The organism is Streptomyces sp. MS06, from assembly GCF_047200655.1.
In the GTDB taxonomy this organism is placed as follows: Bacteria; Actinomycetota; Actinomycetes; order Streptomycetales; family Streptomycetaceae; genus Streptomyces.
Window position 1 is genome coordinate 20,765 of sequence record NZ_JBJZOJ010000002.1, and the last position, 12,393, is coordinate 33,157.

General features: G+C 75.6%; 13 protein-coding genes. 5 read left to right on the plus strand and 8 right to left on the minus strand.

What is annotated here, in order from left to right:
• Nucleotides 1-43: 43 nt before the first annotated feature.
• The gene (locus tag ACL02U_RS01120) at nucleotides 44-1,093 is read left to right on the plus strand and encodes a peptidoglycan DD-metalloendopeptidase family protein (RefSeq protein WP_412788654.1); all 1,050 of its coding nucleotides are present in this window, start codon (nucleotides 44-46) and stop codon (nucleotides 1,091-1,093) included.
• Here ACL02U_RS01120 and ACL02U_RS01125 read toward each other — a convergent pair whose 3' ends face one another.
• Complete coding sequence (locus ACL02U_RS01125) at nucleotides 1,094-1,981, minus strand: Cof-type HAD-IIB family hydrolase (RefSeq protein WP_412788655.1); 888 nt, start codon at nucleotides 1,979-1,981, stop codon at nucleotides 1,094-1,096.
• Nucleotides 1,982-2,201: 220 nt separating this feature from the next.
• Between ACL02U_RS01125 and ACL02U_RS01130 the strand changes: the two genes are divergently transcribed.
• Both ACL02U_RS01130 and ACL02U_RS01135 read left to right on the plus strand, forming a co-directional pair.
• Nucleotides 2,202-3,104 carry an LLM class flavin-dependent oxidoreductase gene (locus ACL02U_RS01130; protein WP_412788656.1) on the plus strand — a complete coding sequence of 301 codons (903 nt, stop codon included), beginning with the start codon at nucleotides 2,202-2,204 and terminating at the stop codon, nucleotides 3,102-3,104.
• A 457-nt stretch (nucleotides 3,105-3,561) separates the two neighbouring features.
• A complete protein-coding gene (locus ACL02U_RS01135; RefSeq protein WP_412788657.1) occupies nucleotides 3,562-4,446 on the plus strand; it encodes a hypothetical protein in 885 nt (294 codons plus the stop codon).
• 21 nt (nucleotides 4,447-4,467) lie between these two features.
• Here the strand turns inward: ACL02U_RS01135 and ACL02U_RS01140 are convergent, their stop codons facing one another.
• The 7 genes from ACL02U_RS01140 to ACL02U_RS01170 form a co-directional block, all read right to left on the minus strand.
• The gene (locus ACL02U_RS01140) at nucleotides 4,468-4,752 is read right to left on the minus strand and encodes a ferredoxin (RefSeq protein ID WP_412788658.1); all 285 of its coding nucleotides are present in this window, start codon (nucleotides 4,750-4,752) and stop codon (nucleotides 4,468-4,470) included.
• Nucleotides 4,743-6,044 carry an NADH-ubiquinone oxidoreductase-F iron-sulfur binding region domain-containing protein gene (locus ACL02U_RS01145; protein WP_412788659.1) on the minus strand — a complete coding sequence of 434 codons (1,302 nt, stop codon included), beginning with the start codon at nucleotides 6,042-6,044 and terminating at the stop codon, nucleotides 4,743-4,745. Before ACL02U_RS01145 ends, ACL02U_RS01140 begins: the two co-directional genes overlap by 10 nt.
• The gene (locus ACL02U_RS01150; RefSeq protein ID WP_412788660.1) at nucleotides 6,041-6,835 is read right to left on the minus strand and encodes a ferric reductase-like transmembrane domain-containing protein; all 795 of its coding nucleotides are present in this window, start codon (nucleotides 6,833-6,835) and stop codon (nucleotides 6,041-6,043) included. The genes ACL02U_RS01145 and ACL02U_RS01150 overlap by 4 nt, the downstream gene beginning before the upstream one ends.
• Complete coding sequence (locus tag ACL02U_RS01155) at nucleotides 6,832-7,794, minus strand: FAD:protein FMN transferase (protein WP_412788661.1); 963 nt, start codon at nucleotides 7,792-7,794, stop codon at nucleotides 6,832-6,834. Before ACL02U_RS01155 ends, ACL02U_RS01150 begins: the two co-directional genes overlap by 4 nt.
• Nucleotides 7,791-8,069, minus strand: coding sequence for a hypothetical protein (locus ACL02U_RS01160; protein WP_412788662.1), 279 nt, complete (start codon nucleotides 8,067-8,069; stop codon nucleotides 7,791-7,793). The genes ACL02U_RS01155 and ACL02U_RS01160 overlap by 4 nt, the downstream gene beginning before the upstream one ends.
• 108 nt (nucleotides 8,070-8,177) lie before the next feature.
• Nucleotides 8,178-9,551, minus strand: coding sequence for a sensor histidine kinase (locus ACL02U_RS01165; protein WP_412788663.1), 1,374 nt, complete (start codon nucleotides 9,549-9,551; stop codon nucleotides 8,178-8,180).
• Complete coding sequence (locus tag ACL02U_RS01170; protein ID WP_412788664.1) at nucleotides 9,548-10,240, minus strand: response regulator transcription factor; 693 nt, start codon at nucleotides 10,238-10,240, stop codon at nucleotides 9,548-9,550. The genes ACL02U_RS01165 and ACL02U_RS01170 overlap by 4 nt, the downstream gene beginning before the upstream one ends.
• 292 nt (nucleotides 10,241-10,532) lie before the next feature.
• On the opposite strand from ACL02U_RS01170, the gene ACL02U_RS01175 reads away from it, so the two are divergent.
• Both ACL02U_RS01175 and ACL02U_RS01180 read left to right on the plus strand, forming a co-directional pair.
• Nucleotides 10,533-11,534, plus strand: coding sequence for a hypothetical protein (locus tag ACL02U_RS01175; protein WP_412788665.1), 1,002 nt, complete (start codon nucleotides 10,533-10,535; stop codon nucleotides 11,532-11,534).
• Nucleotides 11,535-11,571: 37 nt separating this feature from the next.
• Complete coding sequence (locus ACL02U_RS01180) at nucleotides 11,572-12,306, plus strand: RNA polymerase sigma factor (RefSeq protein ID WP_412788666.1); 735 nt, start codon at nucleotides 11,572-11,574, stop codon at nucleotides 12,304-12,306.
• Nucleotides 12,307-12,393 lie beyond the last annotated feature (87 nt).

The window sequence follows — 12,393 nt, forward strand, 5'->3', positions numbered from 1 at the left end:
CGTGAACAGGACCGGACCGGGCAACCGCGACACGATCGCTGATATGCGCTCATCCCGCCGCCTTCCGCTGCTCGTTCCCGCCCTGCTGTGCGTGTTCGCGGTACTCGCGGCGCGCCCCACGGCGGCCGACGGGGACTCCGGTGACGGTCCCGCGCTCAGTGCGCAGGTGGCCCGGCTCTACCAGGACGCTGCGGTGGCGACGCAGCGGTACGAGGCGGGGCGCCGCGCTGCGGAGGAGCAGCGGGCTCGGGCCCAGCACGTCGAGGAACTCCTCGACCGGGAGCGGCAGCGGATCGCCGGACTGCACGACGACCTGGGCCGGATCGCACGCGCCCAGTACCGCAGCGGCGGCGGGATCCCGCTGGCCGCGCGGATCATCCTCGCGGACAGCCCCGAGGAGCTGATGCGCGGGCAGCACTTCTTCTCCCAGGCCGACACCGCCGTCAACCAGGCCATCAGCAGGAGCCGGCACGCCGAGGCCCGACTCACGGCGGACGAGGCGAAGGCGGCTTCTGCCTGGCGGGAACTGGAGAAGCGCAACACCGAGCTGGCGTCGCTGCAGGAGAGCATCCGGGCGAAGCTGGAGGAGGCGCGGTGGCGGCTGCAGGGGCAGGCCGACGAGGCGGTCGCGGCCGGTAGCTGCCGGGGCGCGGTACGGCTCGACCAGCCGCCGCTCGACGGCACGCGTACCTGGGTCGCGCCGGTGCGGACGTACCGGCTCTCCGCGGGGTTCGGCAGCGGTGGCGCGCGCTGGGCGCACCGGCACACGGGGCAGGACTTCGCGGTGCCGATCGGCACACCGGTGCGGGCGGTCGGCGCCGGCCACGTGGTGAGGGTGTCCTGCGGAGGCGCCTTCGGCATCCAGGTCGTCATCCAGCACACCGGCGGCTACTACACGCAGTACGCGCATCTGGCGGCGGTCGCCGTGGACCAGGGGCAGCGGGTGGCTGCCGGACAGTGGATCGGCCAGTCGGGCACCAGCGGCAACTCCACCGGCCCGCACCTGCACTTCGAGGTGCGGGTCACCCCGGAGATGGGATCGGCGCTGGATCCGGTGCCGTGGCTGGCCGCGCGCGGGGTGCCGGTCGGCTGACTACGGGAGCCCGGCCAGCAGTTCCTCGATGACGACCGCCACCCCGTCCTCGTTGTTGGCGACCGTCCGCCCGGACGCCGCGGCGAGCACGTCGGGGTGCGCGTTGCCCATGGCGTACGAGCGGCCCGCCCAGGACAGCATCTCGACGTCGTTGGGCATGTCCCCGAAGGCGACGACCTCTTCGGGGGAGATGCCGCGTTCGGCGCAGCACAGCGCGAGCGTGCTCGCCTTGGAGACGCCGGGGCCGCTGATCTCGAGAAGGGCGCTGGGGCTGGACCGGGTGACGGCGGCGCGCTCGCCGAGGGCGAGTCGGGCCAGGGTCAGGAAGGCGTCGGGGTCGAGTGAGGCGTGGTGGGCGAGGATCTTCAGCACCGGCTCGTCGGGCAGGGGGCCCCGCCGGTCCAGCAGTTCCTCGGCGGCGAGGAGGATGTCGGGGACCTCCATGTGCAGCTTCGGGTAGTGCGGCTCCTGGTGGAAGCCGTACGTCTGCTCGATGGCGTACGCCGTGCCCGGGGCCGCCTCGCGGAGCAGCCGTACGGCGTCCAGCGCGTTCCGGCGGGCCAGCTCCCGCACCTTCACGAACCGGTGGGCGCCCGGGCCGCCGTGCAGGTCGACCACGGCGGCGCCGTTGCCGCAGATCGCCAGGCCGTGGCCGTGGACGTGGTCGCTGACGATGTTCATCCAGCGAGCGGGGCGGCCGGTGACGAAGAAGACCTCGATGCCGGCCCGCTCGGCGGCGGCCAGCGCGGCGACCGTGCGGGGGGACACCGACTTGTCGTCGCGCAGCAGGGTGCCGTCCAGGTCGGTGGCGATCAGCCGCGGCGGGACGGTGGAGGCCGGGGTCTCGGGCTGTCGGGTCGCTGAGGTCACCCGCCCATTGTCCCGCATATGCCTGCACGCCCGTGCAGAAGTCCGCACAGATGAGGCGCAGACGACATCGGCGGGCCCCGAACGCCGGCCGTACCGCGGCGCGAGCGGCAGCCGGGAAGCGCCGCTCGCCTCGGCCCGACAGCCGCGTCGCCCTCCCGGGGAACTCCGGTCGGAGCGTCGGCCGTCAGGGCTCGGGAGCACGGGAAGGCGCGCCCGCGTCGGACGTAGGCTCGGTGGCATGAGTCTGCGCCTGAGCACCGTCATCCTTCCCGTCGACCCCTGGCACGGGGGAGGCCGCGCCAAGTGGCAGCGCGCCGAGGAACTCGGCTTCCACGCCGCGTACACCTACGACCACCTTTCCTGGCGCAGCTTTCGGGACGGCACGTGGTTCGGCGCCCTGCCCGTTCTCACGGCCGCGGCAACGGCCACGGACAGGATGCGCCTGGGCACCCTCGTCACCTCGCCCAACTTCCGGCACCCCGTGACGTTGGCGAAGGAGCTGATCTCGCTCGACGACATCTCCGGCGGGCGCATCACCCTCGGTATCGGGGCCGGCGGCAACGGTTTCGACGCCGCGGTGCTCGGCCAGGAGGCGTGGACGCCGCGGGAGCGGGCGGACCGGTTCGGTGAGTTCGTACCGCTGCTGGACCGGCTGCTCACCGAGGGGGCGGTCTCGCAGCAGGGCGATTTCTACACGGCCGAGGAGGCCCGCAACATCCCCGGCTGCACCCAGCGGCCCCGGCTCCCCTTCGCGGTGGCGGCGACCGGTCCGCGCGGTATGAGGCTCGCCGCCCGCTACGGGCAGGCGTGGGTGACGACGGGTGACCCCAAGCTGTACGAGACGGGGACCCCGGAGCAGTCGGTGGGTGCGCTGCGCGGCCAGATCGAGAAGCTCGGCAAGGCGTGCTCGGAGATCGACCGTGATCCGGCCGACCTGGACCGGATCCTGCTCCACGGCTTCACCCCGGACCGGAACGGGCCACTGGAGTCGCTCGACGCCTTCGTCGACTTCGCGGGCCGCCACCGCGAGCTCGGCTTCACCGAGATCGTGGTCCACTGGCCGATCCCCGACTCGGACTTCGCCGCCGACCCGACCGTGTTCGAGTCCATCGCCACGGAGGCCCTCGCCCAACTCGGCTGAAGCGGCCCGGCGCGCAGGTTCCGCGAACCGGACACGCCTGGGCGGGAACGGTCCGTTCGGGGCACCTCTCGGATGGGCGTCCTCTGGTGGGATCGGTCCGTTCGGGGCACGTCTCGGATGGGCGTCCTCTGGCGGGAAGGCTCCGTTCGGGGCACGCCAGGGCTGGACACGCTCCGGTCGGGCACGCCGCGGCCGGGCCCCGTCCGGCCGGCCGCGCCCGGTCGGGTGCGCCCACGGAACGGTGCCTGTTACGCCGCCGTGACGAGGTGTCGATCATGAAGCGACATCGCGGTGAGAGGATCATCACAGAGCGTCCGCCGGGTTTCCGCCGCGAAAGCGGCGAGGGGGCGGGACGCACTTCCAAGCCGCCACGCCGCCATGCCGCCACCGCGTCCGTGTTCGCCACCGTGTCCGTGTCCGTGTCCGTGTCCGTGTCCGTGTTCCAGGGGGTCCTCCGATGTCTGCCCGCTTCAACCGCCGCCGTTCCCGTTTCCTCGTCTCCGCGGCCGCCGCCGCCGTGCTCGGCTCGGCCGTGCCGCTGTTCGCGGGGGCTCCGGCGGCCTGGGCCGCCTGCGGAGGGGGCGACACCACCGCGTCGGCCCCGGCCACCGCCCAGCACGAGGGCGACCCGGAGATCTCCTTCCTGCCGGGCACGCCCAGCTCCCTCACCGCGGGGGGTGCACCGGTCGAACTCTCCGTGGAGATGGCGAACTTCACCGGAGCGGCCTACGAGGACCTCCGGCCCGTGCTCGGCTTCGACAACCTGGAGTCGGGCTCGGGCGCAGGGGGTCCCACGAACCTCCGACCGGAGGACTTCACGGTCCAGGTCATGACCGGCGGACAGTGGAAGACCCTCCCGGTGCACCACTCCTGCGACCCGGTCATCAACCCCGACACGTCCGTCCTCGCGCAGCACCTCGACAGCGGCCACGCCGCCCGCTTCCTGTTCCGTGTCGCGCTCTCCGACAAGGCGCCGGCCGACCAGCGGGACATCGTCGTGTTCCTCGGTACCGAGCCTTCCGGCACCGTGCGGCGACACACCCTCCACATCGTCCGCCTCCCCGCCGAGAGCACCGCACCGGCGCAGACCCCGGACGAGACCGCGCCCCCGCAGACCGACCCGACTCCGGCAGCCGGTCGTACCGCCGCGCAGGCCGCGGCGACGACGGGAACCGCAGACGCGCCGGCCTCGCCGACCGCACTCCCCTCCACGGCGGCCTCCGCCGTGCCGCAGCTCGCCTCCACCGGCAGCGGCGACTCGTCCGGTCTGCTGCTCGGGGCCGGCTTCGCCCTGGTGGTGGTCGGCGCGGGGGCGGTCACCGTGGTCGCCCGCCGCCCCTGACGGCCGTCCCGGACCGCAGGTTCAGCGCAGTCCCGCCTCCGGCGTGCGTTCCCGGCGGGCCGTGCCGCCCGGTGGCCCGGCCCGGTCGGGGGCGGGGGCGGGGGTCAGCCGGAGCGCCATCATCGGGCAGGCGGCGACGGCACTGCGGGCATCGCGCACCAGCCCGGCGGGGACGGTCGTGGCACGGAACACCGGGTAGCCCCACTCGTCCAGCTCGACGAGTTCCGGCAGCAGCTCGGCGCAGAGCCCGTGGCCGTCGCAGGCGGTGAAGTCGATGGTGAGGGCGCGCTCCCGGGTCATCGCCATTCCCCTTCCTCCGGTGGCCGGGCGGCGGGCACCCGCAGGGTCAGCGGGGCGTGCGCGGCGGCGCAGGGCCCGTGGCGGGCGTGCCGGTGCACGTCGTCGCCGAAGACCCGCAGCGCGGAGGCGGCGAGCCGGGCGGCGCCGTCGGGATGGCGGCAGGCACCGCGGCCGGGGAGGAGGCCGAGGCGCCGGTTCAGGCGGTCCAGCGCCGCGGCAACGGACCGCCCCCAGGCCAGTTCGGCGAAGTCCTCGGCCACGGTGGGGAGTCCGAGCCGGCAGGGTCCGCACTGCCGGGCGCTCTGCGCCGCCAGGTAGCCCAGTGCCGCGGCGGTCTCCGCGAGACCGCACGCTTCCTCCGGCAGCGCCGCCAGCACCCCGGCGCCCCGGCCGAGGGCCGCGGCCTCCAACGGCACGGGCAGCCAGTGGCCGAAGAAGCCGCCCGCGAGCACCGCGCCGAGTCGTCCGGTGGGCCCGCCGGCCGCGTCCAGCGCCCCGGTGACGGGGCTGCCCGCCGGGACCTCGTACACGCCCGGGGAGCGCACCGCGCCGGACAGCGTCACCAGGGTGGTGCCCGGCGCCTCGGGGGTGCCGTACTCCCGGAACCAGCCGGGCCCGTAGCGGGCGATCAGCGCGAGATGCGCCAGGGTCTCCACGTTGTCGACGAGTGTGGGGCGCCGGTCGACCCCCTTCTCGAACGGGCGGGGCGGGGTGGCCTGTGGCCGGGCCTCACCGCCGTTCAGCCAGTTCACCAGCGAGGTCTCCTCGCTGGAGACGAAGTGGTGCGGCAGGGTGTGCACGTGCACCGCGACGCGGTCCGTCCCGGCCCGCCGGCGCTCCGCCAGCGCCCTTGCCAGCCCGCCGTGCTGGTCCTCGCGGGTGCGGGCCAGGCACACGTGCACCGCGGTGGCGCCGACCGCCTCCGCGGCGAGCACGGCCCCGTCGAGCACCAGGTGCGGGGCGAGATGGAGCAGCGTCGCGTCCTTGCGGCTGGCCGGCTCGCTCTCCATGCCGTTGGCGATCACGACGGCGGGCCCCCGCTTTCCGGCGACCGCGGCGAGCTTGCGGCCGGTGGGGAACCCGCCCCCGCCCCGGCCGGTCAGCCCGGCCCGCTCGACGGCGTCCACCAGCGATCCGCGTGCGGTTGCCAGCGGGGCGGGCCCGTAGCGGTCCAGGTGTTCGGCGAGGCCTGCGGGCCCGCCGGTCCGGTACCAGCCGTGCAGCAGGCGGATGCCGTAGGGGCCGTCCGGCGGTCGGATGCCCGGCGCGGTGGACGTGGTGACGGTGTCGGGGTTCACTCGCCGTCCCCTCCCTCCGTGTCGTCCTCGCCGGTCGTCGGCTGAGGGGTGGTCGTGGGTGATGTGCTCGGCCGGTCGGGGGTTCGGGCCGGGGCGGTGGCGGGCACGGAGCCGCCGGCCCGGTGCGCCCAGCCCGGCCGGAGGGGCCCGGCGGCGAGGAAGGCGGTGAGCACCACCGGCACCAGCGCCGTGGCGGGCACCGCCCAGAGCCGGACCCGGCGCCCGGAGGCTCCGGCGGCGCGGGCGAGCCGCCATCCGACCGCGGCGAGCACGGTCAGCAGGCAGCCCGCGTACAGCAGGAGCTGGGCGCCCAGCCGGGTGTCCGTGCCGGTGCCGGCGGCGTGGAACATCGCCACTGGCCAGGCCCCGTACGCGAGCCAGTGCACCGCCTTCCACCTGCGGCGACCCAGCCGGTGGCGCAGGGCGCTGGTCACCCCGACGGCCAGCAGCAGGTCCAGGGCCACCGCGCCGAGGCCCACCCACAGCGGCCGGTACGCCGACGCGAACGGTACGACGGCGGCCGCCGGGCCGATGTGGGCGTAGCCGTCGGCGACGGCGGTGGCGATGTGCAGGCCGAGGAAGGACAGGGTGAGCAGGGAGAGGTTGCGGTGCAGCGCGGACACCTCGAACCTGGCGATCCGCGGGGGCGCGTACCGCCCGCCTGCCGCGACACCGAGCGCGACCGTGGCGGTGAGCAGGACGAGCGCGGCCGTGCCGGAGGCCCGGGTGGCGTACCAGAGCGGGCTCGGGCCGGACGCGAGTGCGCTCAGGGCGGTTGCGGAGCCGGTCATCGGGGGCCTCCCCCCGGGTCGGCGGGCCATCCGTTCACCCGCAGTACGCGTCCGTCGGGGCGGACCAGCCGGGCCGGCAGGCCGGTGCGGCGCAGCCAGCCGGGGGCCCGCTCGCCCAGGACGACCGCCGCGGTGCCGGCGGTGTTGGCGTCCACGCAGGTGGCGGCGGCCACGTTGACGGTCCGCCAGACCTCGGGCGCCGAGTCGCCGGTGGCCGGGTCGACGATGTGGTGCCGGAGCCGGCCCCCGCGCCGCCAGGTGCGGACCGCGGTGCCCGAGCTGGCGAGGCCGCCGTCCCGAACGGTGACGACCGGTCCCGGCCGGGGGAGCGGGGCGGCGTGGTCGTCGGCGAGGGCGATCCGCCAGCCGCCGTCCGGGGGCGGCCCGGCCGCCGCCAGGTCGCCGCCGAGGTTGACCAGGACTCCGCAGCCGGCCGCCCGGGCCGCCCGGCGGGCCGCCCGGTCGGCGGCGAGCGCCTTGGCCGTGGCGCCCAGGTCGAGGGCGGTTCCGGCGGGCAGCCGCAGCAGCCGCAGTGCCGGGTCCCAGCCGACCGCCCGCCAGCCGCGGGCGGGCCTGAGCACGGGTTCCGGTCCGGTCGGGGGGACCTCGCGGAACGTCCGGTCGTAGCCGAGGGCGACGAGGGCCGGACCCACCGTGGGGTCCACGGCGCCGCCGGTGAGTTCGGCGGCGCGCAGTGCCGCGTCCACGGCCTCGGCCAGCAGCGGCCCGACCGGGACGGGGCGGCCGGTGCCCGCTGCCGCGTTGGCCCGGCTGAGTTCGGAGTCGCCGCGGAACCTGCTGCAGGCGGCGTCGACGGCGTCGAGTTCGGCCCGCAGCACGTCCAGCGCCCGGCCCTCCCGGGCCGGGTCCGCGGTGAGCAGTACGGCCGTGGTCCCCAGTGCGCGCATCGAGGTGCGGGCCGGGTCCCGGCTCGGCGGCCGGGTGACGGGGGCGGTCATGACGCACCCGACTGGGTCTGCGGCGCCTGCGAGGTCGTCCCGGGAGCCTGCCCGGGGGCGCGCAGTCCGCCCTGGGTGCTGCTGGTGCCGTTGTCGGGCGTGGTGGAGGCCGGTGCCGGGTGGGTGCCGGGGATCGCGTGCGCGTATCCGGCGCCGAGCGCGGCGGTGCCGGCGACGGCGGTGGCCAGCACCCAGCGGGTGGTCTTGCCCACGCGACGCCGTCCCTGTGCGCGCCGGTGCACGGCGGCTCGGACGGCGGGGTCGGGGAGAGGCATGGCTTGACTCCTCGGCAGCGAGGTGTTCTCCGACTGCAGGTTCGCAGTGAGGTGTTCTCCGACTTCAACCCTGCCGTGCGGCCGTTCAGGAACGCGTTCAGGAAATCCTCAGAACTGGTTAAGACCTGCCGCGGGCAGGTCCAGTACGACGGTCAGGCCGCCGCCCGGGGTCTCCTCCAGGCGGGCCGTGCCGCCGTTGGCGGTGATCAGCCGGTGCACGATGGCCAGTCCGAGGCCGGTGCCCGAGGCCTCCGGGTTGCCGAACCGGTGGAAGGCGGCCTCGCGTGCGGGGGCGCTCATCCCGGGGCCGTCGTCGGCCACCGTCAGTACGGCGCGGTCGCGGCGGGCCAGCCCCTCGAGGTGCACCCGGGCGCCCTCGCCCAGCGCGTCGAGCGCGTTGGCCAGCAGGTTGTCGAGGACCTGCTCCAGGTCGCCCGCACCGAGCCCGGCGGTCAGCCCGGGCCGGCAGCGGGACGTCAGTGCGATGTGCCGCTCCGTCGCCACCGGCCTCCAGGCGGCGAGCCGGTCCTCCACCACCTCGTCGACGCGTACCGGAACCGGGCGGGGTACCGCGTTCTCCGCGCGGGCCACCGCCAGCAGCCCGTCGACCAGCCGGGACAGCCGGGCGATCTCCTCCTGGGCGGAGGCGAGTTCGGAGGCCGTGTCGTCGTCGGCGTCCGCCGCGAGGACGTCCAGGCGCAGCCGCAGCGCGGTGAGCGGGGTCCGCAGTTGGTGCGAGACGTCGGCGACCACGACCCGGTGACCGTGGATCAGCGATTCCAGCCGGGCGGCCATGGTGTTGAAGGTCGCCGCGAGCCTGCGCACCTCGTCCGGTCCGCGGCCGCCGGCCGCCCGGGCCTCCAGGTCGCCCTCGCCGAGCTGCCGGGCCGCGGCGTCCACGGCGCGCAGCGGGCGGCCGACCCAGCGGGCCAGGGTCACGGCGAGCAGCGCGCCGGCGGCGAGTCCGGTGACGCCGAGCAGCGCCATCCGCCACCACATCGCGGAGATCCGCTCGTTCATCGGCTCCGTCGACCGGGAGAGCACGGCGGCGCCGACGGGTTGTGCGGTGTCGCCGACCGGTACCGCGACGAGGAGCCGGTCGTCGCGCTCCAGGGTCACCGTCGCCGGCGCGTCGATCACCCGGCGGGCGAGCGCGGCCCAGTCCTCGGCGGCCCGCTCGGCCTCCCCCTCGGTCTGGTCCGGGCAGGGGGTGGCGGCCGTGCGGCGCCCGCGGGAGTCGAACACCGCGGCGCAGTCGCCGGTCTGCTCCGTCCGCACCAGCAACTGCTGCAGGGAGGCGGGGGAGCGGCGGTCGGAGAGGTACTCCTCCGCGGCGGACGCGATGGCCTGGTCCGCCGCCTCGGTGCTGTCCCGGAAGGAGGTCTGCTCGCGTCCCACCAGCGACAGCCCGAGCGGTACGACGGCCAGTGCCAGGACCACGATGATCAGGGCCATGACGGACAGTGCGATCCGCCGGGTCATCGCCGTACGGGTCCTGCCGGGTCCGCGTCCGCCGTTCCCAGGCGGAAGCCCCTGCCGTACACCGTCTCGACCAGTCCGGGGACGTCGAGCTTGCGCCGCAGGGCCGCGATGTGGACGTCCAGCACCTTCGTCGGCCCGTACCAGTGGGCGTCCCAGGCCCGCTCCAGGATCTCCTGCCGGGTCACCACCCGGCCGGGGTCGACGGCCAGCGACTCCAGGATGTCGAACTCCTTCGGGGTGAGCGCCACTTCCCGCTGCGCCACGGTGACCTTGCGGGTGCGCAGGTCGATCTCCAGGGGGCCGTGGCGCAGTACCTCCGGGCCCGAGGCGTCGACGGGATGCACGCGCCGCAGCACGGCCCGGATGCGGGCGAGCAGCTCGGCCAGGCCGAACGGCTTGACCAGGTAGTCGTCGGCCCCCTCGTCGAGTGCGGCGACCCGGTCGCCCTCCTCGCCCCGGGCCGTGACGACGATGATCGCCACGTCCGAGCGGCGCCGCAGCCGCCGGCAGACGTCGACGCCGTCCAGATCGGGCAGCCCCAGGTCCAGGAGCACCACATCGGGTTCCGGCGCGGCCGCGAGCGCCTGGTGTCCGCTGGACACGCTGCCGGCCGTGTAGCCGGCTCGGCGCAGCCCGCGCACCAGGAGGTCCGCGATCCCGGGGTCGTCCTCGACAACCAGTACCCGCATGCCCTCAGCGTAGTGCCCTGACCGGTCCTTTCCCCCGGAAACGGGCATCGGGCGCGGTGGGGCGCCCCCTGCCGGCCGGGGTTCCGGGCCCGCGAAAAAACTTCCGAGGTCACCTGCAACCCCCGTGGGGGATGGACGTCTTTAGGTTCGAGGGCGCGGGGAACGGGCCCACGAGCGGCGCCCACGAGTCGGGCCGGTGAGCCGGGCCGGCGAGCGGGGCCCGTGAGTCCGGTACCGACACCCGCGGACCGATGTTCACCACCAACCCAGCCGATCCCAGGGGGACCCTGTCATGCGTACGCCCTTTTCCAGGCGTTTCACGAAGAATGTCATCCTTGCCGCCGCCACCCTCGCGACGGTGGCGGGCACCGCCGACGCGGCGGCGGCCGACGAGGCCGCCGCGCCGACGACCTGCGGCGGCGCGCACCGCGTCGTCCGTCCGGGCGATCAGCCGGCGGAGAAGCCCGGGACGCACCAGGGGATCCTCACGCTCGGCAGCGACGCCCACGGCCCGCTGACCGTCGGCGAGCCGTGGACCTTCACGCTCTCCGAGTACAACGGGACCGGCGCGGACTACGAGAACGTCTCCGTCGAACTCGGGATCTACGGCTGGACCGAGGACGGTGGGCTTAGCCCGCGGAACACCCGTCTGGAGGCCCTTGTCGGCGGTGTCTGGAAGACCGTTCCGACGGCGGTCGGCTGCGACCCGACGTTCAGCGTCGACAGCGCGCTGGTCGACCACGCGCTCGCCGCGGGCGCCCGGTGGACCGGGACCTTCCGGCTGACGGTGGCACCCGGTCTCCCGCCGGCCGTGCACTCCTTTCAGCTCTACGACGCCGTCTCCGCCGACGGGTCCCTGCAACTGCCCCCGTCGGGGCCGGTGACCGTCCGGAACGTCGACATCGTCCGCCCGGCGGCGAAGCCTTCCCGCCCGGCCGCCTCCGGCACCCCGGCCGCCTCCGGCACCCCGTCGGCCGCCGTGGGGCCCTCGGCCGCCGAGCCCGCCCCCGTCGCTGCCCGGCCCGCCGCGCGGACGCCCGCCGCCGAGGCGACCGCCGAACCTGCCGCCCCGGCCCCGGCGTCCACCGGGCCGGCCGCCGGCACGGTGCCGGACGGCGTCCCCCCGGCCGCCGCGCAGCCCGCCCCGGACACGGCGATGAGCGCTCCGGTCGCGGCCGCGGCGGCCACCGGCGGAGGCCGGGCCACGTCGGTCCTGCTCGCCGGCCTGGTCGCCGCCGCGCTCGGCTTCCTGGCCTTCGGGGCGGTCCGGAGCCGCCGCCGCGACCACGCATAGTCTCTGATGATCAAGTGAACTGTCCCAGGGGGGATGTATGTCAGTGCTGAGTGCCTACGCTCCGGTGGTCGAGCCGTACCGGAGAGGGCAGAGCACCGGCGGTGCTGCCGGATGGCTGCGCCTGGTGCTGTTCGGCACCCGGGCCGAGGCGGCCGGCGGAGCCGGCGCCGAGACGGCGGACGGCGCCGCGATCGACCGGGCCGGCCCCGGGGGCGGGGCCGCCGGCGCGCGCCGCCCGCGGTTCAGGCTGCTGCGCGGCGGCGCCGACCGGTCCGAGGAGGAGCCCCGTCCGACGGTGACCGACCTCTACCACGCTCACCGGCTCGGGCTGGTCCGCCTCGCGGTCCTGCTGGTGGACGAGGTGCAGATCGCCGAGGACGTGGTCCAGGACGCGTTCGCCGCGCTGTACCAGCGCCACGGCGAGCGGTTGGACGGCCTGGACAACCCGTTCGCCTACCTGCGCACCGCGGTGGTGAACAACGCCCGCTCGGTGCTGCGGCGACGGCAGACGGCGCGCGCCTACGTGCCCCCGCACGAGCCGGACGCCGCCTCCGCGGAGGACCACGCCGTCCACCACGACGAGCACCGCCGCGTTCTCGTGGCGCTGCAGCAGCTCACCACCCGCCAGCGGGAGGTGCTGGTGCTGCGCTACTGGTCGGACCTGACCGAGGCGCAGATCGCCGAGACCCTCGGCCTCTCCCGAGGCGCCGTCAAGTCGACCGCCAGCCGGGCCCTGGACGCTCTTGAGAAGAAGCTGGAACACGTGCGATGAATCGATTCCGCAAATTCCGTGGCGCCGGAGACGACACCCCGGCGGCCGTGCAGCCCCCGACGGACGGCCCGGCACACCCCCCGGGCC

What these genes read in the sequence shown, in the direction of transcription:
- ACL02U_RS01120 (WP_412788654.1), top strand. Translation starts at nt 44, where the DNA reads ATGCGCTCATCCCGCCGCCTTCCGCTGCTCGTTCCCGCCCTGCTGTGC.
- ACL02U_RS01125 (WP_412788655.1), bottom strand. Translation starts at nt 1,981, where the DNA reads ATGCGGGACAATGGGCGGGTGACCTCAGCGACCCGACAGCCCGAGACC.
- ACL02U_RS01130 (WP_412788656.1), top strand. Translation starts at nt 2,202, where the DNA reads ATGAGTCTGCGCCTGAGCACCGTCATCCTTCCCGTCGACCCCTGGCAC.
- ACL02U_RS01135 (WP_412788657.1), top strand. Translation starts at nt 3,562, where the DNA reads ATGTCTGCCCGCTTCAACCGCCGCCGTTCCCGTTTCCTCGTCTCCGCG.
- ACL02U_RS01140 (WP_412788658.1), bottom strand. Translation starts at nt 4,752, where the DNA reads ATGGCGATGACCCGGGAGCGCGCCCTCACCATCGACTTCACCGCCTGC.
- ACL02U_RS01150 (WP_412788660.1), bottom strand. Translation starts at nt 6,835, where the DNA reads ATGACCGGCTCCGCAACCGCCCTGAGCGCACTCGCGTCCGGCCCGAGC.
- ACL02U_RS01155 (WP_412788661.1), bottom strand. Translation starts at nt 7,794, where the DNA reads ATGACCGCCCCCGTCACCCGGCCGCCGAGCCGGGACCCGGCCCGCACC.
- ACL02U_RS01160 (WP_412788662.1), bottom strand. Translation starts at nt 8,069, where the DNA reads ATGCCTCTCCCCGACCCCGCCGTCCGAGCCGCCGTGCACCGGCGCGCA.
- ACL02U_RS01165 (WP_412788663.1), bottom strand. Translation starts at nt 9,551, where the DNA reads ATGACCCGGCGGATCGCACTGTCCGTCATGGCCCTGATCATCGTGGTC.
- ACL02U_RS01170 (WP_412788664.1), bottom strand. Translation starts at nt 10,240, where the DNA reads ATGCGGGTACTGGTTGTCGAGGACGACCCCGGGATCGCGGACCTCCTG.
- ACL02U_RS01175 (WP_412788665.1), top strand. Translation starts at nt 10,533, where the DNA reads ATGCGTACGCCCTTTTCCAGGCGTTTCACGAAGAATGTCATCCTTGCC.
- ACL02U_RS01180 (WP_412788666.1), top strand. Translation starts at nt 11,572, where the DNA reads ATGTCAGTGCTGAGTGCCTACGCTCCGGTGGTCGAGCCGTACCGGAGA.